19 protein-coding genes and 1 pseudogene are annotated in these 21,833 nt (G+C 56.7%); 11 read left to right on the top strand and 9 right to left on the bottom strand.

Translation table 11 applies throughout. The features are described 5' to 3' along the window. On the bottom strand, nt 1–1,017 hold the full coding sequence (ansA, locus tag N7922_RS14825) for an asparaginase (protein WP_263097034.1): 1,017 nt from the start codon (nt 1,015–1,017) through the stop codon (nt 1–3). 63 nt (nt 1,018–1,080) lie between these two features. Further along, a complete protein-coding gene (gene sppA / locus N7922_RS14820; protein ID WP_263097032.1) occupies nt 1,081–2,934 on the bottom strand; it encodes a signal peptide peptidase SppA in 1,854 nt (617 codons plus the stop codon). Nucleotides 2,935–3,097: 163 nt separating this feature from the next. Here sppA and N7922_RS14815 point away from each other — a divergent pair, with 163 nt between their 5' ends. Continuing rightward, entirely contained in the window at nt 3,098–3,649 is a 552-nt protein-coding gene (locus N7922_RS14815) for an NAD(P)H nitroreductase (protein ID WP_263097031.1), read from the top strand. A 59-nt stretch (nt 3,650–3,708) separates the two neighbouring features. Here N7922_RS14815 and phoC read toward each other — a convergent pair whose 3' ends face one another. Next, the gene (gene phoC, locus N7922_RS14810; RefSeq protein WP_263097029.1) at nt 3,709–4,455 is read right to left on the bottom strand and encodes an acid phosphatase PhoC; all 747 of its coding nucleotides are present in this window, start codon (nt 4,453–4,455) and stop codon (nt 3,709–3,711) included. Nucleotides 4,456–4,721: 266 nt separating this feature from the next. On the opposite strand from phoC, the gene selD reads away from it, so the two are divergent. Both selD and N7922_RS14800 read left to right on the top strand, forming a co-directional pair. Further along, the gene (gene selD, locus N7922_RS14805) at nt 4,722–5,765 is read left to right on the top strand and encodes a selenide, water dikinase SelD (RefSeq protein WP_263097028.1); all 1,044 of its coding nucleotides are present in this window, start codon (nt 4,722–4,724) and stop codon (nt 5,763–5,765) included. A gap of 4 nt (nt 5,766–5,769) precedes the next feature. Beyond that, on the top strand, nt 5,770–7,710 hold the full coding sequence (locus N7922_RS14800) for a DNA topoisomerase III (RefSeq protein ID WP_263097027.1): 1,941 nt from the start codon (nt 5,770–5,772) through the stop codon (nt 7,708–7,710). A gap of 53 nt (nt 7,711–7,763) precedes the next feature. On the opposite strand, the gene gdhA is transcribed toward N7922_RS14800, so the two are convergent. Then, complete coding sequence (gdhA, locus tag N7922_RS14795; RefSeq protein WP_263097026.1) at nt 7,764–9,107, bottom strand: NADP-specific glutamate dehydrogenase; 1,344 nt, start codon at nt 9,105–9,107, stop codon at nt 7,764–7,766. Between the two features lie 234 nt (nt 9,108–9,341). Between gdhA and N7922_RS14790 the strand changes: the two genes are divergently transcribed. Further along, the gene (locus tag N7922_RS14790) at nt 9,342–9,629 is read left to right on the top strand and encodes a DUF1496 domain-containing protein (protein ID WP_061495037.1); all 288 of its coding nucleotides are present in this window, start codon (nt 9,342–9,344) and stop codon (nt 9,627–9,629) included. Here N7922_RS14790 and N7922_RS14785 read toward each other — a convergent pair. From N7922_RS14785 to xthA, 3 genes are read right to left on the bottom strand one after another with little or no spacing between them, the layout of a single operon-like run. Beyond that, complete coding sequence (locus N7922_RS14785; protein ID WP_263097025.1) at nt 9,595–10,011, bottom strand: pyrimidine (deoxy)nucleoside triphosphate diphosphatase; 417 nt, start codon at nt 10,009–10,011, stop codon at nt 9,595–9,597. The two genes, N7922_RS14790 and N7922_RS14785, sit on opposite strands and share 35 nt — an antisense overlap. A gap of 16 nt (nt 10,012–10,027) precedes the next feature. Then, nucleotides 10,028–10,882 carry a sulfurtransferase gene (locus tag N7922_RS14780; RefSeq protein WP_263097024.1) on the bottom strand — a complete coding sequence of 285 codons (855 nt, stop codon included), beginning with the start codon at nt 10,880–10,882 and terminating at the stop codon, nt 10,028–10,030. A gap of 5 nt (nt 10,883–10,887) precedes the next feature. Continuing rightward, complete coding sequence (gene xthA, locus N7922_RS14775; protein WP_263097023.1) at nt 10,888–11,694, bottom strand: exodeoxyribonuclease III; 807 nt, start codon at nt 11,692–11,694, stop codon at nt 10,888–10,890. Between the two features lie 446 nt (nt 11,695–12,140). Between xthA and N7922_RS14770 the strand changes: the two genes are divergently transcribed. From N7922_RS14770 to ves, 7 genes are all read left to right on the top strand, one after another. Continuing rightward, a complete protein-coding gene (locus N7922_RS14770; protein WP_263097022.1) occupies nt 12,141–13,361 on the top strand; it encodes an aspartate aminotransferase family protein in 1,221 nt (406 codons plus the stop codon). Then, nucleotides 13,358–14,392, top strand: a complete 1,035-nt coding sequence (gene astA, locus N7922_RS14765) for an arginine N-succinyltransferase (RefSeq protein WP_263097021.1) — start codon at nt 13,358–13,360, stop codon at nt 14,390–14,392. Before N7922_RS14770 ends, astA begins: the two co-directional genes overlap by 4 nt. Continuing rightward, nucleotides 14,389–15,867, top strand: a complete 1,479-nt coding sequence (gene astD / locus N7922_RS14760; protein WP_263097020.1) for a succinylglutamate-semialdehyde dehydrogenase — start codon at nt 14,389–14,391, stop codon at nt 15,865–15,867. The genes astA and astD overlap by 4 nt, the downstream gene beginning before the upstream one ends. After that, the gene (gene astB, locus N7922_RS14755; protein ID WP_263097019.1) at nt 15,864–17,189 is read left to right on the top strand and encodes an N-succinylarginine dihydrolase; all 1,326 of its coding nucleotides are present in this window, start codon (nt 15,864–15,866) and stop codon (nt 17,187–17,189) included. The genes astD and astB overlap by 4 nt, the downstream gene beginning before the upstream one ends. 11 nt (nt 17,190–17,200) lie before the next feature. Continuing rightward, complete coding sequence (gene astE, locus N7922_RS14750; protein WP_263097018.1) at nt 17,201–18,166, top strand: succinylglutamate desuccinylase; 966 nt, start codon at nt 17,201–17,203, stop codon at nt 18,164–18,166. 314 nt (nt 18,167–18,480) lie between these two features. Further along, nucleotides 18,481–18,963, top strand: a complete 483-nt coding sequence (spy, locus tag N7922_RS14745; protein WP_263097017.1) for an ATP-independent periplasmic protein-refolding chaperone Spy — start codon at nt 18,481–18,483, stop codon at nt 18,961–18,963. 308 nt (nt 18,964–19,271) lie between these two features. Beyond that, entirely contained in the window at nt 19,272–19,829 is a 558-nt protein-coding gene (ves, locus tag N7922_RS14740; protein ID WP_263100919.1) for an environmental stress-induced protein Ves, read from the top strand. Here ves and cho read toward each other — a convergent pair. Both cho and nadE read right to left on the bottom strand, forming a co-directional pair. Next, nucleotides 19,791–20,677: pseudogene (gene cho / locus N7922_RS14735) on the bottom strand (excinuclease Cho). The gene ves and the pseudogene cho overlap by 39 nt on opposite strands. A gap of 84 nt (nt 20,678–20,761) precedes the next feature. Continuing rightward, a complete protein-coding gene (gene nadE / locus N7922_RS14730; protein WP_263097016.1) occupies nt 20,762–21,592 on the bottom strand; it encodes an ammonia-dependent NAD(+) synthetase in 831 nt (276 codons plus the stop codon). Nucleotides 21,593–21,833: the final 241 nt, after the last annotated feature.

Below are 21,833 nucleotides of genomic sequence, written 5' to 3'. Positions count from 1 at the left end.
TCACTCGTCCGGTGTCAGTTCACCACGCAGGTTTTGCGTCATCGCGGTACGGATCGCGTCGGCGTCCAAATCCTGGCTTAACAGATAATGAAGTTTAGTCAGCGTGGCCTCCACCGTCATATCCGCACCGCCTATCACGCCAGCATGGGCGAGGGCGTTGCCGGTGGCGTAACCGCCCATATTCACCTTGCCGGACATGCACTGCGTGAGGTTCACCACCACGATGCCGCGTGAGCTGGCTTCTTGCAGTTCGCGGAGGAATTCGCTATTTTGCGGCGCGTTACCCACGCCATACGAGCGGAGGATCAGCGCCTTAACCGGCTGGCGCAGGAAGTTACGCACCACATCGGCGGAAATGCCTGGGTAGATGGTCACCACGCCAATCGGCTGCGGCGTGATCGGATGCACCACCAGTTCACCGGAGGTGTGCGGGGCGGGCGGCGTACCGAGACGGCGAATGTGGATGCCAGCCTCAAGCAGCGGAGCGAGGTTCGGTGAAGCAAAAGCATCAAAACCGTCGGCATGGGCTTTGGTGGTGCGGTTACCCCGGAACAGACGGTTATTGAAGAACAGCGACACTTCGTTGATCGGGAAATTTGCCGCGACGTACAGCGCGTTGAGCAGATTGATTTGACCGTCTGAGCGCAGCTCCGCCAGCGGTATTTGTGACCCTGTCACAATCACCGGTTTGCCGAGATTTTCCAGCATAAACGACAGTGCCGACGCGGTGTAGGCCATGGTGTCGGTACCATGCAGAATGACAAAACCATCGTACTCATCGTAATGCGCTTTGATATCGTCCGCGATATGTTGCCAATCTTCCGGCGTCATATCGGAGGAATCCATCAGCGGATCATATTCGTGGATGGTAAAGTCAGGCATTTCCGGACGGTGGAATTCAGGCATCAGCGCCAGCTGGCGTTGCAGATGACCAGAAACCGGCACATAGCCGTGTTCGGAGCGTTGCATACCAATGGTCCCGCCAGTGTAAGCAACGTAAATGGATTTTTTTTGCATGATTATCGGTTCTTGCGGCATCAAAAAAATCCCCTCCGTAGGGAGGGGACGCGTAGGGATATGTTAACGGATATTGGCGCAGTTCAGACAGAGCGCATAACGATTTTGTGGATCGTTGAACACCGCCAGCTTATCGGTTTCATTTTTTACTTCCAGCGCGGCGCTGGCCAGCGGCGCAGGCAGATAAGCCTGTAATGCCTGCGGCAGCATGGCGCGAACGGAACCGGACATGCTGTCCATTACCCGGTCAAAGAAGCTCGGTTCTTCTTCGTAATAGTCCACGTGCCACTGTTTGAGTTTTGCCAGTTCAGCGGCTTTTGCCAGCGCGTCATCGAAATCGCCCAGCCCGTCAACCAGGCCGTTGGCTTTCGCGTCCTGACCGGTCCAGACGTGACCTTGTGCAATCTTATCGATCTGTTCCGGCGTGCTGTTACGCGACTGTGCGACCAGCGTGATAAAGCGTTTGTAGCCGTTTTCGATGCTGATCTGCATCATCTGCTGCACTTCCGTCGGCAATGCTTTGGTCATGCTGATATCCGCCAGCGGCGATGTTGCCACGCCATCAGTATGCACGCCAATGCTGTCGAGGCTGTTTTCCAGCGTATTAATAACGCCGAAGATACCAATCGAGCCGGTCAGCGTACTTGGATTTGCCAGAATGTAGCTCGCCGGAGTTGAAATCCAGTAGCCACCGGATGCCGCCATTCCGCCCATCGAAACCACCACCGGTTTGCCGGACGCTTTTGCTGCCGCCAGTTCGGAACGGATAACTTCAGAGGCGCTGACGCTGCCGCCAGGGCTGTTAACGCGCAGCACAATGGCTTTCACTTTCGGATCCAGGCGCGCATCGCGGATTTGCGAAGCGGTGGTATCGCCGCCCACGTTCCCCGGCGTTTCCTCACCGTCCATGATGGCACCATTGGCAAAAATCACCGCCACGGTATCGCCCGCATCGCTGGGGTTTTTCAGCGGGTAATCATAGAAGCTGACGGCGCGGAAGTTTTTATCTTCACTGCTCCAGCCAAACTGTTTCACCAGTGCTTTTTCCGCATCGGCGGCGGAACCCAGCTCGTCCACCAGCTTGTTATCCAGCGCATATTTCGCGGTGTCGCCATCGGCTTTACGCAGACCATCGAGCATCGCTTGCGCGCCCGGGAAGACCTGCTGAGCGGTGATCTGGCGGTTAGCGGCAACGGTATTGAGATAGTTTTGCCACAGCTCGTTAATCCAGCGGCTATCCGCGTCGCGCGCGGCTGGCGACATATCGTCACGAATAAACGGTTCAACGGCGGATTTATACGTGCCGACGCGGAACACATGGGTGGTGACTTTTAGCTTATCCAGCAGTGACTTGTAGTACAGGCCGTTCGTGGCGAAACCGTGCAGATCAACCACGCCCTGCGGTGAGAGCCAGATTTTATTGGCGAAACTGGCAAGGTAATACTGGCCCTGGCTGTAGTTATCGGCCACGGCATAGACCGGTTTGCCGCTGTCGCGGAATGCACGCAGCGCTTTGCCGATATATTGCATGGACGGTTGGTCGGCCCCGGCGAAGTTCTTCAGGTCCATCACAATACCGGTGATATTGCGATCGGCCTGCGCCTGGCGAATGGTTTCGACGATATCGAACAAGGAGTTCTCTTGCAGACGATCGGAGCTGGCGCCAAAGAACTGACGACCAAGCGCGCCCAGGCGGCTGCTGGTGCTGGGTTTATCGACGACCACGCCGGAAATGTCCAGCAGCAAAGCCCCACGATTGCTGTGCTCGGCTTTGCCAGCGCTGAGTTGCATCCAGATGCCCACACCAACCAGCACCAACAGGATAAAGAACAGATTCAGCACCAGATTGCGGATAAAGTTCAGCAATCGCCAGGCCCACTTAAAAAAACCGGCAATAAAACGCCAAAGGGTTCGCATGTATTCTCCCTGGTAGTTAACGTCCACCGCTGCCCTGAGCGGCAAAGTGTGGTTATCCTAATTACCCTGCTGCCACTTGTCAGCAGGAATCGCCTCCGGCGCTGTAACAAATTCTACGCCCGTGTTAATTTTATGAACAAATTTCAATACAGGAGTTTAACTAATGGATGCACTTGAACTGCTCGTCAACCGTCGCAGTGCTTCCCGGCTGGCGGAGCCGGCCCCGGTGGGTGAACAACTGGATAACATTTTGCGTGCAGGTATGCGTGCGCCGGATCACGGCACGTTGCAACCGTGGCATTTCTTCGTTATTGAGGGCGAAGGGCGCGAGCGCTTCAGCCAGACGCTGGAGAAAGGGGCGATTGCAGCCGGTCAGGATGAGAAGGGCATTGAAAAAGCGCGCACCTCGCCGTTTCGCGCGCCGCTGATTATTGCCGTGGTGGCAAAATGTCAGGAACATCACAAAGTACCGCAATGGGAGCAGCTGCTCTCGGCAGGCTGCGCAGTGATGGCAATGCAAATGGCTGCGCTGGCGCAGGGATTTAATGGGATCTGGCGTACCGGCCCGTTGACCGACAGCCCGGTGGTTCGCGAAGCGTTCGACTGCGGCGCACAGGATAAAATTGTCGGTTTCCTCTATCTTGGCACCCCGCAGTTAAAAGCCTCAACCACGGTCAGCGTGCCGGATACCGCACCGTTTGTGACACGTTTCTGAACCCAGAATCAGGGTTTGCTGGCCCGGTCAGCGTTACGCCGCCGGGCCATTCTTAAGGTTTATTTGTGCTGAGCGGCAAATTCGTCTTTCGCTTTTTGCAACTGCTGCTGGAAGGCCGGGTTGGTGTGCAGTGTCGCCACGACCGCTGAGCCGACAATACGCGCAGCATCCACATCGCTCTGCCAGTGGTAGCCACAAATCACCCGACTTTGCCCCAGATCGTAACCGCGTTTGAGGATCTGATCCTGCCTTTGCGGATTGATCTCCGCGAGCACCAGTGCGGTTGCCCAGCCGATGGACGTATGGCCGGAAGGATAGGAACCGTTTTTCGCCAGCGTATCCTGCTCTTTGGTGTTGCAGGTTGCTACGCCGTAGAAGGCAAACGGGCGAATACGCATGTATTTTTGTTTGGCACCACGGGTGGCCAGATCGCCGGCATCTTCAATCATGTTGGTCAGCAGCTTATGCAACTGCGGCGCCTCTTTTTCGGTAATTGGCGAACCAAACGCGGCTGAGAAGGCATTCGCCACGCCGCCTGCGCTCAGGTTGGCGTCTTCGGCAGCCTGTTTACCCCGCTCGGTGTTACGTATCAAGCGGCCTTGCTCATACATGGCCTGATCGTTCAGAAAAGCAATGCTGCCCACTTCCGGCGGTGGCGGCAGCAGGGCAAGGCTGTCGATAGCCTGGGCGTTTTTCAGGTAGTAAAGATCGGGTTTGGTGGTCGCGTCGTTGCCCGCAGGCACTAACGCCAGTGCGCTGGTAGAAAGCAGGCTGGCAAGACAAAATGCGAGGATATTTTTTTTCATTCGCCGTGGTTCCTTGGTGTTGGATAACGTCCGTTGCCCTCTCAGGCTCTGTCATATTTCTGTCACAATTCGTGAAAAATAAACTTGGCGTCGCTCGCAAAATGGCCGATGAATTCATACCGGCGGCAGACGCGACGGAAAAACAGGCGTGACAGTGGCGGGTTTCGTACGCTTAATGAGCAACAGCACGCGAATTCAGATTGCCAGACTTATCACTTTACCGTTTGGGCGCTACCATAGCGGGATTGCAATGACAGGAGATGTCCATGAGCGAGCAAGCTATTCGTTTAACGCAATACAGCCACGGAGCCGGTTGCGGTTGTAAAATTTCCCCCAAAGTGCTGGATACTATTCTGCACAGCGAACAGGCGAAGTTTCTCGACCCGAACCTGCTTGTTGGCAACGAAACACGCGATGATGCGGCGGTGTACGATCTGGGTAACGGCACCTGCATTATCAGCACCACCGATTTTTTCATGCCTATTGTCGATAACCCCTTCGACTTCGGCCGCATTGCGGCAACGAACGCCATCAGCGATATCTTCGCGATGGGCGGTAAGCCAATTATGGCGATCGCGATTCTTGGCTGGCCAATCAGCAAACTGGCGCCGGAGATCGCCCGTGAAGTGATCGACGGCGGGCGTTTTGCCTGCCAGCAGGCGGGGATTGCGCTGGCGGGCGGTCACTCCATTGATGCACCGGAACCTATTTTTGGCCTCGCGGTGACCGGCGTGGTACCGACGGAGCGGGTGAAGAAAAACAGCACCGCGCAGGCTGGCTGCAAACTGTTCCTCACCAAACCGCTGGGCATTGGCGTGTTGACCACCGCCGAGAAAAAATCCCTGCTGAAAGACGAACACAAAGGACTAGCGACAGAGGTGATGTGCCGGATGAACGTCGCCGGGGCGGCCTTTGCCGGTATTGAGGGGGTGAAAGCGATGACCGATGTCACTGGCTTTGGCCTGCTCGGTCACCTGAGCGAAATGTGCCAGGGCGCGGGCGTACAGGCGCAGGTCTGGTATCAGGATGTGCCGAAATTGCCGGGCGTGGAAGCGTATATCGCACAGGGTGCGGTGCCGGGCGGTACCCAACGTAACTTTGCCAGTTACGGGCACCTGATGGGCGAGATGTCTGCGGATGTGCGCGATCTGCTGTGCGATCCGCAAACCTCCGGCGGTTTGCTGCTCGCCGTGCTGCCGGACGCCGAAGCCGAGGTGAAAGCGACGGCGGCGGAATACGGCATTGAGCTGAGCGCCATTGGCGAGCTGGTCGGTGCCCGCGGTGGTCGTCCGATGATTGAGATCCGTTAATTCGATGCGGTTATTTATTGCCGAAAAGCCCAGTCTGGCCCGCGCCATTGCCGATGTGCTGCCAAAGCCGCATCGCAAAGGCGACGGCTATATTGAGTGCGGTAATGGCCAGGTGGTGACCTGGTGCATTGGTCACCTGCTGGAACAGGCGCAGCCCGATGCCTACGACAGTCGCTATGCGCGCTGGAATCTGGCGGATTTACCGATCGTGCCGGAAAAGTGGCAGTTGCAGCCACGCCCATCGGTGTTGAAACAAATCAACGTCATCAAACGTCTGCTGGCCGATGCGGAGCAGGTGGTGCACGCAGGTGACCCGGATCGTGAAGGGCAACTGCTGGTCGATGAAGTGATTGACTACTTGCAACTGGCCCCGGAAAAACGCCAGCAGGTGCAGCGCTGTCTGATTAACGATCTGAACCCACAAGCGGTCGAACGCGCGATCGAGCGCCTGCGGGCGAACAGCGAGTTTATTCCGCTGTGCGTGTCGGCGCTGGCGCGTGCGCGTGCGGACTGGCTGTACGGCATTAACATGACCCGCGCCTATACCTTGCTCGGCCGTAATGCCGGTTATCAGGGCGTGCTGTCGGTGGGGCGTGTGCAGACGCCGGTTCTGGGGCTGGTGGTGCGTCGCGACGAAGAGATTGAAAACTTCGTGGCGAAAGATTTCTTCGAGGTTAAAGCGCATATCGTTACGCCCGCCGGGGAGCGGTTTACTGCGCTGTGGCAGCCGAGTGATGCCTGCGAACCCTACCAGGATGAAGAGGGTCGCTTGTTGCATCGCCCGCTGGCGGAGCATGTGGTCAACCGCATCAACGGTCAGCCCGCCTTTGTTACAGCCTATAACGATAAACGGGAATCAGAACTGGCGCCGTTGCCGTTTTCCCTTTCGGCACTGCAAATTGAAGCCGCAAAGCGTTACGGGCTCAGTGCGCAGACCGTGCTGGATATCTGCCAGAAGCTGTACGAAACCCATAAGCTTATTACCTATCCGCGTTCGGACTGCCGTTATCTGCCGGAAGAGCACTATGCCGGGCGGCATGCGGTGATGAACGCCATTGGCGCGCACGCGCCGGGTTTACTGCCGCAACCGGTGGTAAACCCGGATACCCGCAACCGCTGTTGGGACGATAAAAAAGTCGATGCGCACCATGCGATTATTCCTACCGCGCGCGCCTCAAAGGTGAATCTCACCGACAACGAAGCCAATATCTACAACCTGGTGGCCCGCCAGTATCTGATGCAATTCTGCCCGGATGCGGTATTCCGCAAATGCCAGATCGATCTCGATATCGCCAACGGTAAGTTTATCGCCAAAGCGCGGTTCCTCGCGGAGGCGGGCTGGCGCACGCTGTTAGGCGCAAAAGAGCGTGATGAAGAGAACGACGGCACACCGCTGCCGGTGGTTGCAAAAGGCGATGAGCTGCTGTGTGAAAAGGGCGAAGTGGTGGAGCGTCAGACTCAGCCGCCGCGCCATTTTACCGACGCCACGCTGCTTTCCGCGATGACCGGGATTGCGCGTTTTGTACAGGACAAGGAGCTGAAAAAGATCCTGCGCGCGACCGATGGTCTGGGCACAGAAGCTACCCGCGCCGGGATCATTGAGCTGTTGTTTAAACGTGGGTTTCTGGTGAAGAAGGGGCGCTATATTCATTCGACCGATCCCGGACGGGCGCTGATCCACTCGCTGCCAGAAATGGCGGCGCGCCCGGACATGACCGCGCACTGGGAGTCGGTGCTGACGCAAATCAGTGAAAAAGAGTGCCGCTATCAGGACTTTATGCAACCGCTGGTCGGCACGCTGCACGAGTTGATTCACCAGGCGCGCAATACGCCGGTGCGTCAGTTCCGTGGTCTGGTGGCACCTGGTGGAGAGAAGAAGAAGAAAACCTTTGCGAAAAGCCGGGGGAAAAAACAGCCGCCTCAGGCAGAGGCGACGGTTTCGTAGCACCGCAGGCCGGATAAGGCATTGATGCCGCTATCCGGTCTGCGGAAGCAGGGTTAAATCACACCCTGAGCCATCATCGCATCGGCGACTTTGACAAAGCCCGCAATGTTGGCACCGCGCACATAGTGAGTCTGTTTACCCTCTCCGCCGTACTCCACGCAGGCCTGGTGAATATCAAGCATGATATGGTGCAGGCGGGCATCCACTTTTTCTGCTTTCCAGCCCAGACGGGCGGCGTTTTGCGCCATTTCAAGACCTGAGGTGGCGACGCCCCCTGCATTGGCGGCTTTGCCCGGCGCAAACAGCACGCCCGCGTCAAGGAACAGCTCCGTGGCTTCGATGGTAGTTGGCATGTTGGCCCCTTCCGCTACGGCTTTTACGCCGTTGGCGATAAGCACGCGGGCGGCGTCGGTATCCAGCTCATTTTGCGTTGCACACGGCAGGGCGATATCCACTGGCACGGACCAGGGTTGTTGACCGGCGAGATAGGGCAGACCGAATTCGCGGGCGTAATCCGCAATGCGTCCATCGCGGCTGGCTTTGATTTCACACAGACGTGCGAGTTTTTCCGCAGTAAACCCCGCTTCATCCACCACGGTACCGGCAGAATCGGACGCGGTGATCACCCGTGCGCCAAACGCCATCGCTTTTTCAATGGCGTATTGCGCCACGTTACCGGAACCGGAAACGGCGACGCGCAGCCCTTCAAAACCCAGACCGTGGCGCTTGAGCATGGCTTCGGTAAAGTACACCAGTCCATAACCTGTGGCTTCCGGACGGATCAGGCTGCCGCCAAACGAGAGCCCTTTGCCGGTAAAAACGCAGGCGGTGTTGTTGGCGAGTTTTTTCATCATCCCGGCCATAAAGCCCACTTCACGCGCGCCAACGCCAATATCCCCGGCCGGAACGTCGGTATCCGCCCCCAGATGGCGATACAGCTCGCTGATCAGCGCCTGGCAGAAGCGCATCACTTCACCATCGCTTTTGCCTTTAGGATCGAAATCGCTGCCGCCTTTACCGCCGCCCATCGGCAGGGTGGTGAGGGCGTTTTTGAACGTTTGCTCAAAGCCGAGGAACTTGAGGATCGATAAATTCACCGAAGGATGAAAACGCATTCCGCCTTTGTACGGGCCGATGGCGGAGCTGAACTGCACACGCCAGGCGCGGTTAACCTGCACCTGGTTACGGTCATCAACCCAGGCCACGCGGAACTGAATGACGCGCTCCGGTTCCACCAGCCGTTCCAGCAGCGAAAACTGGCGGTAGCGTGGGTTCGCGTCAAGGAAGGGCCAGAGGGTTGTCATGACTTCACGAACGGCCTGGGAGAACTCGGGCTGGTGCGGATCGCGTTGTTGAACATAAGTGAGAAATGATTCAAGAGAGTGGGTCTGATCCATAGATATAAATTTCTCTTATCGTATAGGTGGGAATTTTGTGTTGTTGTGCGCAAAAAAACGGCGCTTTCGGACTATAACATCCGCAATGCGGCAGGCCGCAAGGGAAAAATTCGCTCACCAGGCAAATTAATAACCGCCTCCGAGTCATAACTAAAAGCGATGACGGTGGAAATTAAAGTCCTGCGAAATAGATCCGTTATAGTAATAAGTGGAGTCAATCAGAAAGGACAGGTTATGACCCGTTTCAGGTGGATCGCTGCGGTGGTACTGGTTGCCGCATCCGGTAGTGTGCTGGCTGAGCGTTTACCGTCGCCCGGCGTTGAAGTGAATATCCCTCCGGAAGTGTTCAGTTCCGGCGGGCAGACGCAAACAACGCAGCCTTGTCTTCAGTGCTGCGTGTATGGCAATCAAAACTATACGGAAGGGGCGGTGATCAAGACGGAAGGCGTGCTGCTGCAATGCCAGCGTGATGAAAAAGCCCTGTCCACTAATCCGCTGGTCTGGCGGCGCGTGAAGCCATAAAAGCTTCCAGCAGAGGGATATCCGCCGGAGCCAGCGCGTGTTGCAGGGCTTCGGCGGGCGTACACCATATCAACGCACTGTGGTAATGCCGCAGCGGTTCACCGCTGAATGTCACCACATGCCAGGCATGCAGCGTGATAAGGCGGCCGGAGACTTCCCGCTGGTGGCTGGCGACATAGCGCGCCGGTTCTGCCTCAATACCCAGTTCCTCACGCAGTTCGCGCGCCAGCGCCTGCGGCTGACTTTCGCCGGGTTCCACTTTCCCACCGGCAAACTCCCATAACCCGGCCTGATCGGCCTGCGCGGGGCGCTGTGCGAGCAAAATTTTGCCGTCGCGCTCAATAATCGCCGCCACCACATCAAGCGCTTTTACTGTTGTCATTGCCAGATTGTTCCCATTAATGCTGCTGACTCCACTCAAACCAACCGCCGTCATACACGGCGATATCCTGCCACCCCAGCGACCAGGCAACCAGAAACGCGAGCGAGGCGCGCCAGCCTGTACCGCAATAAAACACCACGCCCTGAGCCGGGCAGATTGCCTCTTTCGCCCACAATGCGGCGATCTCCTGCGGCGGGCGCAGGGTGCCATCCGGGTTGTGATAGGCGTGGATATACTGGCTCGTACCCTCTGCATGCCCCCAGCGTGCGCCCGGAATATCGCCCGCAGCGGTGATATAGTCATAGCCGCTTACCGCACCGCTGAACTCTGCCCAACTGCGCACGCTCACCAGCACGGTATCACCACGTTGGCGCAACGCGCGGGTTTGCGCCAGATTGCGCAGCAACTGCGGTTGCGCGGGGAGTGGTGCACCAAAATCCTGTGGCGTCACCATTGGTGGAGAACCTGCAATCTGTGCCAACCCGGCCTGTTGCCAGCATTGCCAGCCGCCATCCAGCAGGCGCACATTCTGGACGCCGGCATACAATAAAATATGCGCCAGTCGTTCCGCCGCGTAATTCTGGCGGCCATACAGAATCACCTGCGTATCAAACCGCAGGCCGTGTCGTGCTAACACCGTGCGCAGGGTCTCCGGCGGCACCACGTTCCACAACGGCAGGCTTTCCACCTCATGGGTGTCGATATACCCCGCACCAGCAATGTGCCCGCTGCGATACGCTGCTCCGTGGTCACAGCCTACTTCCAGCACCCGCCATTCTCCGACGAGGCTGGCGGGTGTCTGGCGCTGGCGGAGAACATCATCCAGCCACTGTGTTGTGACCCACGGATTGAGCGGACGCGGTGGTGACATTCGGATCAGACCTTAAATTTGGCCCACACCGGTGCATGATCGGAGGGTTTTTCCATGCTGCGGATGTCGTAGTCGATTCCGGTTTCGATGCAACGTTCGGCCAGCGGCTGGCTTGCCAGCAGCAAATCGATGCGCAAGCCGCGGTTGTCATCAAAGCCTTTGGAGCGGTAGTCGAACCACGAGAAGCGATCCTGGGTGTCCGGGTGAGCTTCGCGGAAGGTATCCACCAGTCCCCAGCCTTTCAGTCGTTCCATCCACTCACGCTCTTCCGGCAGGAATGAGCATTTTCCGGTGCGCAGCCAGCGTTTGCGGTTCTCTTCACCAATGCCAATGTCCAGATCCGTCGGGCTGATGTTCATGTCGCCCATGATCAACACCGGGTTCTCTTTTTTCAGCTCGGTTTCAAGGAACTGTTGCAGATCCTGGTAAAACTTCTCTTTTGCCGGAAATTTCAGCGGATGGTCGCGACTTTCGCCCTGCGGGAAGTAGCCGTTGATCACGGTGATATTGCCGAGTGGCGAAGGGACCTCCGCCATAATAATGCGGCGTTGGGCTTCTTCACCGTCGTTAGGAAAACCACGGCGTACCGAAATTGGGGTGTCCTTGGTCAGCAGTGCGACCCCATAGTGGCCTTTCTGCCCGTGGTAAAACACGTTGTACCCAAGGCGCGCCACCTCTTCGAGCGGAAACATATCGTCGTGCACTTTCGTTTCCTGCAGTCCGATAACATCCGGTTGATGCTGTTCCACAAGCGCTTCAAGTTGGTGAGGTCGGGCGCGCAGGCCATTGATATTAAAAGAGACGAATTTCATAGTCGCAGCCACTTAGCAGAGTGAAAGATGCAAAGATGTTAGCAGAGTTTATGTTTCGCAACTGCCACTTATTGGCACCGCCCCTGATTCGCCCACGTCTTTGAACAAAAAACACCCCGGCTGCCCTGTTTATGGGCAGGTTGCGCTAAAACAGGGCAGGTGATGAAAATTAATTTCGCTGATGATCACAGTTCCGTTATTAATTATTCTTATTGCATAAACTCTCGCCTCATCCCGCCTGCCATCACTATCTGATGTCATTTTATTCACTTTTTATGCAAATAAAATGAATAACGACAGGTTGTAAGCCATTGAAATAATGTTGTTGAACGCCGTTTATGCATTTTTACAGCTAGCTGGCATGAACTGTGCAATCTACATTTACAGCGAAAGAGTTCATATTTATTAACATTTAATCAACTATTCATTTACCGGATGAGGTCGCTATGTCTATGTCAATTACGCGTGAAAATTTTGATCAATGGATGTTGCCAGTCTACGCGCCAGCGCCTTTTATCCCGGTTCGCGGTGAAGGTTCACGCTTATGGGATCAGCAGGGGAAAGAGTATATCGACTTCGCTGGCGGCATCGCGGTCAACGCACTGGGTCATGCGCACCCGGCGCTTTGCAAGGCGCTGAGCGAGCAAGCGGCGAAGTTCTGGCATACGGGTAACGGCTACACCAATGAGCCGGTGCTGAAGCTGGCGAAGCGGTTGCTGGACGCGACGTTTGCCGATCGCGCCTTCTTTTGTAACTCGGGTGCCGAGGCCAATGAAGCGGCGCTGAAGCTGGCGCGCAAATATGCGCACGACACCGCAGGCTCGCAGAAGAGCGGTATTGTGGCCTTCAAAAATGCGTTCCACGGTCGCACGCTGTTTACCGTTAGCGCCGGGGGGCAGCCTGCATATTCGCAGGATTTCGCGCCGCTACCGCCGGAAATCCGTCATGCGGTCTACAACGATTTAGCCTCCGCCCGCGAGTTGATCAATGACGACACCTGCGCCGTGATTGTGGAGCCGATACAGGGCGAGGGCGGTGTTTTACCGGCCACGACGGCTTTTTTACAGGGGTTGCGCGAACTGTGTGACCGCCATCATGCGCTGTTGATCTTTGACGAAGTGCAAACCGGCGTTGGCCGTACCGGCGAGCTGTATGCCTATATGCACTATGGCGTCACGCCGGATGTCCTCACCACGGCCAAGGCGCTGGGTGGCGGTTTCCCGATTGGCGCAATGCTCACCACTGAAGAGTTTGGCCGCGTGATGAATGTGGGCACCCATGGCACGACTTATGGCGGCAACCCGCTGGCAGGGGCCGTGGCGGGCGCGGTACTGGATATCGTCAACACCCGCGAAACCCTCGATGGGGTTAAGCAGCGCCATCAGTGGCTGACGGAACAACTGACCGCATTGAATAACCGCTATCACCTGTTTAGCGAGATCCGCGGTTTGGGGTTGTTGATCGGCTGCCAGTTGGCTGCGGAGCATACCGGCAGTGCGAAACAGATTGCGCAACTGGCGGCAACCGAAGGGGCAATGATACTGATTGCCGGGGTGAATGTGGTGCGTTTCGCGCCTGCGCTGAATATCAGCGAGGAGGAGATCCGCACCGGGCTTGCGCGCTTTGCCCGCGCCTGTGAAAAATTTATTGCGGGGTCCTCATCATGATGGTGATCCGTCCTGTCGCCAGCGGCGATTTATCTGCGTTAATGTCCCTCGCCGGGAAAACCGGCGGCGGTTTGACCTCATTACCGGTGGATGAAGCCACGTTGTCCGCGCGCATTGAGCGCGCTCGCCAGACCTGGGCCGGCGAACTGCCGAAAAGCGAGCAGGGTTATGTGTTTGTGCTGGAAGATACGCAAAGCGGAGATGTGGCGGGGATTTGCGCCATCGAAGTCGCCGTTGGCCTCAACGATCCCTGGTATAACTACCGGGTGGGCACGCAGGTGCATGCATCGAAAGAGCTGAACGTCTATAACGCGCTGCCCACGCTGTTTCTCAGTAATGACCACACCGGCAGCAGTGAACTTTGCACACTGTTTCTTGACCCCGGCTGGCGTAAAGAGGGAAACGGTTATCTGTTGTCCAAATCCCGCTTTCTGTTTATGGCGGCGTTCCGCGACTGCTTTAATGAAAAAGTGGTGGCCGAGATGCGTGGGGTGATTGACGAACACGGTTATTCCCCGTTCTGGGAAAGTCTGGGCAAGCGCTTTTTTTCGATGGCGTTCAGCCGGGCGGATTATCTGTGCGGTACCGGGCAAAAGGCGTTTATTGCTGAGCTGATGCCCAAGCATCCGATCTATACCCATTTTCTCAGCGAAGAGGCGCAGGCGGTGATTGGCGAGGTGCACCCGCAAACCGCGCCTGCCCGGACCGTTCTGGAGAAAGAGGGTTTCCGCTACCGCAATTACGTCGACATTTTCGACGGTGGGCCAACGCTTGAGTGCGATATCGACCATGTGCGGGCGATCCGCAAAAGCCGTCTGGTGGGAACCGGCGAGGGGCAACGGGCACCAGGCGAATGGCCTGCCTGTATTGTTGCCAATGAGCAATACCAGCAATTCCGCGCCATGCTTATTAAAGCGGACCCCGCCACAGAGCGGTTGTTGCTCACACCAGCAGAGCTGGATGCGTTGAAATGCCAGCCGGGCGACACCGTACGACTGGTTCGCCTTTGCGCCGAGGAGAAAACAAAATGAGTAACTGGATTAATGGCGACTGGGTAACCGGTCAGGGCGAACGCCGTGTGAAGACCAATCCGGTGAGTCACGAAGCACTGTGGCACGGTTTTGATGCCGATGCCGCGCAGGTTGAACAGGCCTATCAGGCGGCGCGAGCGGCGTTCCCGCTGTGGGCGCGGCAGCCTTTCAGCGAACGGCAGGCGATAGTGGAAACATTTGCCGCGCTGTTGGAGGCCAACAAACAGGCACTGGCGGAGATCATCGCCCGTGAAACGGGGAAACCGCGCTGGGAAGCGTTAACGGAAGTCACCGCGATGATCAATAAAGCCGCGATTTCGGTGAAGGCTTACCACACCCGCACCGGAGAACAGCACACTGAAATGGCCGACGGCGCGGCCACGCTTCGCCATCGCCCGCACGGTGTGCTGGCGGTATTTGGCCCCTATAACTTTCCGGGACATTTGCCGAATGGCCATATTATTCCGGCGTTGCTGGCGGGAAATACGCTGCTGTTTAAACCCAGTGAGCTGACGCCGTGGAGCGGTGAGGCGGTGGTGAAATTATGGGAGCAGGCGGGGTTACCTGCCGGGGTGCTCAACCTGCTACAGGGTGGGCGTGAAACCGGGCAAGCGCTGAGTGCTTTACCGGGGCTGGACGGCTTGCTGTTTACCGGCAGCGCGCATACCGGTTACCAGTTGCACCGCCAGCTTGCCGGGCAACCGGAGAAGATCCTCGCGCTGGAGATGGGCGGCAATAACCCGCTGATTGTTGAAGATCCTGACGATATTGATGCCGCTGTGCACCTGGCGATCCAGTCAGCATTTATCACCGCCGGGCAGCGCTGTACCTGTGCCCGCCGCTTGCTGGTTAAGCGGTCGGCGGCCGGTGATGCCTTCCTTGAACGCCTGGTGGCGGTGAGTGCGCGTCTGATCCCGCAAGCCTGGAACGCGGAACCTCAACCGTTCTTGGGGGGACTGATTTCGCAACAGGCGGCGCAGCACGTTTATCAGGCCTGGCAAGCGCATGAAGCACGTGGAGGGAAAACCCTACTCGCGCCGCGTATGCTTGCTGAAGGCACCTCTTTGCTGACGCCAGGGATTATTGATATGACCGGTGTGGATCAGGTGCCGGATGAAGAGGTTTTTGGCCCGCTGCTGTGCGTATGGCGCTACGATGCCTATCAGGACGCCATCGCGCTGGCAAATGACACCCGCTATGGCCTGGCCTGCGGGTTGATCTCCCCCGACCGGGAAAAATTCGACCAGCTTTTGCTGGAAGCGCGCGCCGGGATCGTTAACTGGAATAAACCGCTGACTGGCGCAGCCAGTACCGCGCCCTTTGGCGGCGTTGGCGCATCCGGTAACCACCGCGCCAGCGCATGGTATGCCGCAGACTACTGCGCCTGGCCGATGGCGAGCCTTGAAACGGCGGATTTAACGCTGCCGCAGACGCTCAGTCCCGGTCTGGATTTTTCCCGCGAGGAGCAGCCATGAAAGCGCGTGAGGTGAATTTTGACGGTCTGGTCGGTTTAACGCACCACTATGCGGGGCTGTCGTTTGGCAACGAAGCCTCGACCAGACACCGTTTTCAGCAGTCAAACCCGCGGCTGGCGGCAAAGCAGGGGTTGTTGAAAATGAAGGCGCTGGCGGATGCGGGCTTTCCGCAGGGGGTGATCCCACCGCATGAGCGCCCTTGCTTGCCGGTATTGCGCCAGTTGGGCTTTAGCGGCAGCGATGAGCAGGTGCTGGCGAAAGCGGCAGCACAGGCGCCGCATCTGTTGTCCGCTGCCAGTTCCGCATCTGCGATGTGGGTGGCGAATGCGGCGACGATCTGCCCGTCAGCGGATTCCCTCGATGGGAAAGTGCATCTGACGGTCGCCAGTCTGAACAATAAATTCCACCGTGCCATAGAAGCGCCCACGACCGAAGCAGTGTTACGCGCAATCTTTCGTGATGACGCGCATTTTTCCGTGCATCCGGCGTTGCCGCAGGTAGCGATGTTCGGCGACGAAGGCGCGGCAAACCATAACCGTTTTGGTGGCGATTATGGCGAGCCGGGTGTGCAGCTCTTTGTCTACGGCCGGGAAGAGAGTGCGCAAACTGCGCCTGCGCGCTATCCGGCGCGCCAGACGCTGGAAGCCAGCCAGGCGATCGCCCGTATCAATCAGGTCAGGCCACAGCAGGTGCTGTTCGCCCGGCAAAACCCGGACGTCATCGATCAGGGTGTGTTTCATAATGATGTGATTGCGGTGTCGAACCGACAGGTTCTGTTTTGCCACGAACACGCTTTTGTCGACCAGCCGCGTTTGCTGGCGGAGTTGCAGGCGCGGGTACCGGGATTTATGGCCATTGAGGTGCCGGACAGCGCGGTGTCGGTGGCGGATGCAGTGGCAACGTATCTGTTTAACAGCCAGCTACTGAGTCGTGACGATGGCAGCATGATGCTGGTATTGCCACAGGAGTCGCAGACACACGCGGGCGTTTGGCGTTATCTGAATGCACTGCTGGCGCAGGATAACCCGGTGAGCGAGTTGCAGGTCTTCGATCTGCGGGAAAGTATGGCTAACGGCGGGGGGCCGGCGTGTTTACGCCTGCGCGTGGTGCTGACCGACGCCGAGCAGCAGGCGGTTAACTCGGCGGTAATGATGAATGACAGTCTGTTTACGACCCTCAATAACTGGGTCGATCGGTATTATCGCGATCGTCTGACACAGGCTGATTTGGCTGATCCGCAGTTATTGCGTGAAGGGCGCGAAGCGCTGGATCGGTTGACGCAGTTGTTGCATCTGGGGTCCGTTTATCCATTCCAGCGTTAACAGGAGGCCGTATGGATAACTTTCTTGCCGCAACCTTATCGGGCGACATCCCGCGTAAAATGTCAGGGGAGTCAGGCGGAATTCACTGGCTGTGGCATGAGCAAGGGATCCTGGAACTGGTACCGCCGCAGCCTTGCGGACGCTCGCTGGTGATCTCCTGCGCCATTCACGGCAATGAGACTGCGCCGGTGGAGATGCTGGATATTCTGCTAAAGAACCTGTTTGCCGGTATCCAGCCGCTGACCTGGCGGTTGCTGGTGGTGCTCGGTAATCCGCAGGCGCTGGCGCAGGGTAAACGCTATCTGAAAAACGATCTTAATCGCCTGTTCGGCGGGCGCTGGCAATCAATGCCTCCCAGTGATGAAACGATGCGTGCGGCGCAGCTGGAGCGGGCATTGACGCACTTCTTCGCTGACGGCGACGGGGTGCGCTGGCATCTCGATTTACATACTGCCATTCGCGGTTCGCACCATATACGCTTTGGTGTACTTCCGGTGCGAATGGAACCCTGGGATGAGCTGTTTCTCGAGTGGCTCGGCGGCGCGGGCATGGAGGCGCTGGTGTTTCATCAGTCGCCTGGGGGGACCTTTACCCATTACAGTTGCGAAACGTTTGACGCGCTGGCCTGCACGCTGGAGCTGGGTAAGGCGCTGCCGTTTGGGGAAAATGACTTAAGCCAGTTCCAGCGAACCGCCTGGGCGCTGGCGGCATTATTAGCCGGGGAGCCTGCGCCGGATACCGAAAGTCCGCCGTTGCGTTATCGGGTGGTGCAGCAACTGACCCGCCGCAGTGAAGCGTTCAAACTGTATATGTCGGCGGAGACGCTGAACTTTACCCCTTTTGAGGCCGGCACGTTGCTGGCGGAAGATCGCGGTGAGCGTTATGTGGTGCAGCATCAACAGGAGTATGTCCTGTTCCCCAACCCGAATGTTGCCATTGGTTTACGTGCGGGATTAATGCTGGAGAAAATAGAGTAATTATTCAGCCCCGCAATCGCGGGGCTTATTTTTATCACTATTATGAATAAATTACGGATTTATCCTGGTTGACGGCTTTATTTATAAGTGAGCCTGATTTATACTTCTTCATAATTCCTTCTGAATCAGTATGTTGAATATTTAATTCTCAACTCTCCACGGTTTATCCTTATTTCCTCCTTATTTGACGTAAAAACGTTATTTACACTTTCATTGTTTTACCGTCGCTCTGATTAATTGACGATAAAGACGGTAGAGTAAATAGCGTCAACACGGCAACCGCCGTAAGTAAAACCGAAGTAAGGAATAAAATTATGCGTAAATTAACCGCCCTGTTTGTTGCCTCTACCCTGGCTTTCGGCGCCGCTAACCTGGCACACGCTGCTGACACGACGACGGCGCCTGCAGACGGCAGACCGATGATGCATCACAAGGGACCGAAGGGGCCGCACGAAATGATGTTTAAAGATCTGAATCTGACCGATGCGCAGAAACAGCAGATCCGCGACATTATGAAAAGCCAGCGCGACGCAATGAAACGTCCGCCGGTGGAAGAGATGCGTGCCATGCATGACCTGATTGCCAGCGATAGCTTCGATAAAGCGAAAGCGGAAGCGCAAATCGCCAAAATGGAAGAGCAGCACAAAGCCGGCATGCTGGCGCATATGGAAACTCAGAACAAGATTTACAATATTCTGACGCCGGAGCAGAAAAAGCAGTTCAATGCTAATTTTGAGAAGCGTCTGACAGAACGTCCGGCGCCGGAAGGTAAAATGCCTCCTGAACCCGCTGAGTAATTCAGCCCCCTCTTAAGACCGCCGGTTTTGCCCATCCAACGTTTTACGTGGTGGGCAGAGCCGGCGGTTTTTCTTACATTCCCTCTTGCCAGCCGCCACCGGCGCGGTATTCTCATCAGGCTCCCCTTCGTTGGCGGCGTCACTTATCTGAGATTTATACTTTTTTACATGTCTGGTTACGCAGTGGCCTAAGGCAAATCATTGAGGCTGCCGATAACCCGGGCATGGCAATTTAAACAATAACAAGTATGCACGCTGCCCACAGAAGCAGCGGCGCAGGCGAGATGCTGCGCCATTCAGGAGGGATGATGGAATACTTTGATATCCGCAAAATGCCGGTAAACCTTTGGCGTAACGGTGCGGGAGAAACCCGCGAAATTTGTTGTTTTCCACCGGCGACGCGGGATTTTAATTGGCGCGCCAGTATTGCATCGCTTGCCAGTAACGGTGAATTCCCGCAATTTCCAGGGGTTGATCGCGTGATCACGCTGATTGAGGGCGGGGAAGTCACCCTTGATGGTGGTAGTGCTTTTTGCCATACCCTCAAACGCCATCAGCCTTTTACGTTCGCCGGTGAGCAACCGGTAAAAGTGGAACTGACAGACGGCCAGATGTCGATGGATTTTAATATCCTCACCCGCCGCGATCGCTGTCGTGCGAAAGTGCGCATTGCCGATCGCACCTTCACCACTTTTGGCGCGCGTGGCGGTGTGGTTTTTGTTCTCAGTGGCGCATGGCAACTGGGCGATAAGTTACTGACGGCGGATCAAGGGGCATGCTGGCAGGAAGGGCGGCATACCCTGCGCCTGCTCAAACCTGAAGGGCAGTTATTGTTCAGTGAGATCTCCTGGCTGCCGGGTCACTAACGCCAGTTCGGTTATCTCATACTCGCCACCCAGCAGCGGCTTACAGAGAATTTTGTAGCCATCATGATCGAATCCTGCCGGGGTGCGCAGCAGCGCCCCGGCATCGTCCAGGTTAGTGACCGACCCCAACCACAGCCAGTTATGGATGATGTGGTATTGCGTCATCGTCTCACCTTGCTCTTTGAGCCCGACAGGGCCTTGCCAGGGCCAGCACACCAGTTGCAAACGGCCAAACGCATCTGGTGCGCCTGGAGTGTCTCTCTGCCGCAGCAGGCGCCTGCACAGCGGTGCAGCGCGGCGCGAAAACAGGGACGACCATGCGTTAGCGACTCCAGACCGAGCAGGCCATAACAAAGCTTCTCTTCGTCCGCGATCGACTGCAACGCCTGCAATGCTGCGCGTCGGTTTGCGAACAAGCCGTACAGGTCGGGGGAGGTTGAAAAATCCACTTCTTTTGCATAAACCACCTGCGGCTTCTCGCCGCTTAAGCGCAGCGAGCAGAGTTGGCGGTTGCGCCGCAGACGCTTATTGAACAGCGGCTGCTGCTCTTTAATCAGCCGGGCTTCCAGCAACAGCGCACCCATCTCCCCGGCGGTGCAGATCCAGGTGATACGGCGCGACTGTCGCAGCATGGCCGCTTCATCCGGGGTTCGCAAATGGGAAAGGACACGGCTGCGGATATTTACGCTTTTACCGATATAGAGCGGCATGGCATCGCTTTCACCATGGAAAATATAGACACCGGGTAGCCTGGGCATAGCCTCAAGCGACGGGCGCAGATGTTCGGGATATTGATAGATTGCCGCAGCGTCAAACTCGGGACGCGGAGCGGAAAGACGCCTGACCACTACTGACTCCTGATACTGTTTACCTATCCAGTGTAGCAGGTGAGGTCAGGTTAAAAAAGAGGCGGCCTGCGCCGCCCTGAAGGATTACTGCTTTTTCCAGAAGTCGTCGAATACCGTGATGGGCGGGCGACGCTTGTGCTCGGTTTTCAGATACCAGCCTTCGATAATATGCGCCGTGCCGGCATCCAGCGTTTTGCCTTCCAGATAGTCATCAATATTTTCGTAGGTCACACCCAGTGCGGCTTCATCAGGCAGCGACGGACGATCGTCTTCCAGGTCAGCCGTCGGGGCTTTTTTATACAGATGTTCCGGGCAACCCAGCCAGGCCAGCAATTGTTTACCCTGGCGCTTGTTCAGACGGAAAATCGGGTTGATATCGGTGCCGCCATCGCCGTATTTGGTGAAAAAGCCGGTGACGGCTTCAGCTGCGTGATCGGTACCGACTACCACGCCTTTGCTCATCCCGGCAATGCTGTACTGCGCTTTCATCCTTTCGCGCGCTTTTTCGTTGCCGCGCACGAAATCGCTCAGCTCAATGCCTGCCTCGCGCAGCGCCTGTTCGCTGGCCAGCACCGCGCTTTTGATGTTAACCGTCAGCACGCGATCCGGCTGGATAAACGCGATGGCGTCCTGACAGTCCTGTTCATCCGCCTGTGTGCCGTAAGGCAGACGGACAGCGATAAACTGATAGGCGGCATCGCCGGTTTCTTCACGCAGCTCGGAAATCGCCGTCTGACACACTTTGCCTGTCAGGGTGGAATCCTGGCCGCCGCTGATGCCGAGCACCAGCGATTTCAAAAAGGGATAGGTCTTCAGATAGGTTTTCAGAAAGTCTACGCTGCGGCGAACTTCTTCTTCGGCATTGATTGCGGGTTTCACGCCTAACGCCTGAATAATCTCTTGTTGCAGAGTCATTTACCCCTCCGTTATGTAATCCTGCTTTGCAGGTTGCAAATAGATGATGGGCTCAAAGTAACCCTTTGGCGGTAAAACGACAAGGATCACAGATTTGAGTGTCGCAATTTACGGCATTTTAGTTGCTTACCCCCGTTTTATTAGAACTTTCCGAAAGTTATGCCATCACCGTCGTATAGTTGAAAAATGCAATTTTATATTCCAGGCTTAGATAACACGCTGATACACAAGCGGATAAACA

This window comes from Kosakonia sp. ML.JS2a (genome assembly GCF_025642095.1).
GTDB lineage: Bacteria > Pseudomonadota > Gammaproteobacteria > Enterobacterales > Enterobacteriaceae.
Note: the sequence above shows the minus strand (reverse complement) of the source record. Positions and strands in the feature narration are given on the sequence as shown.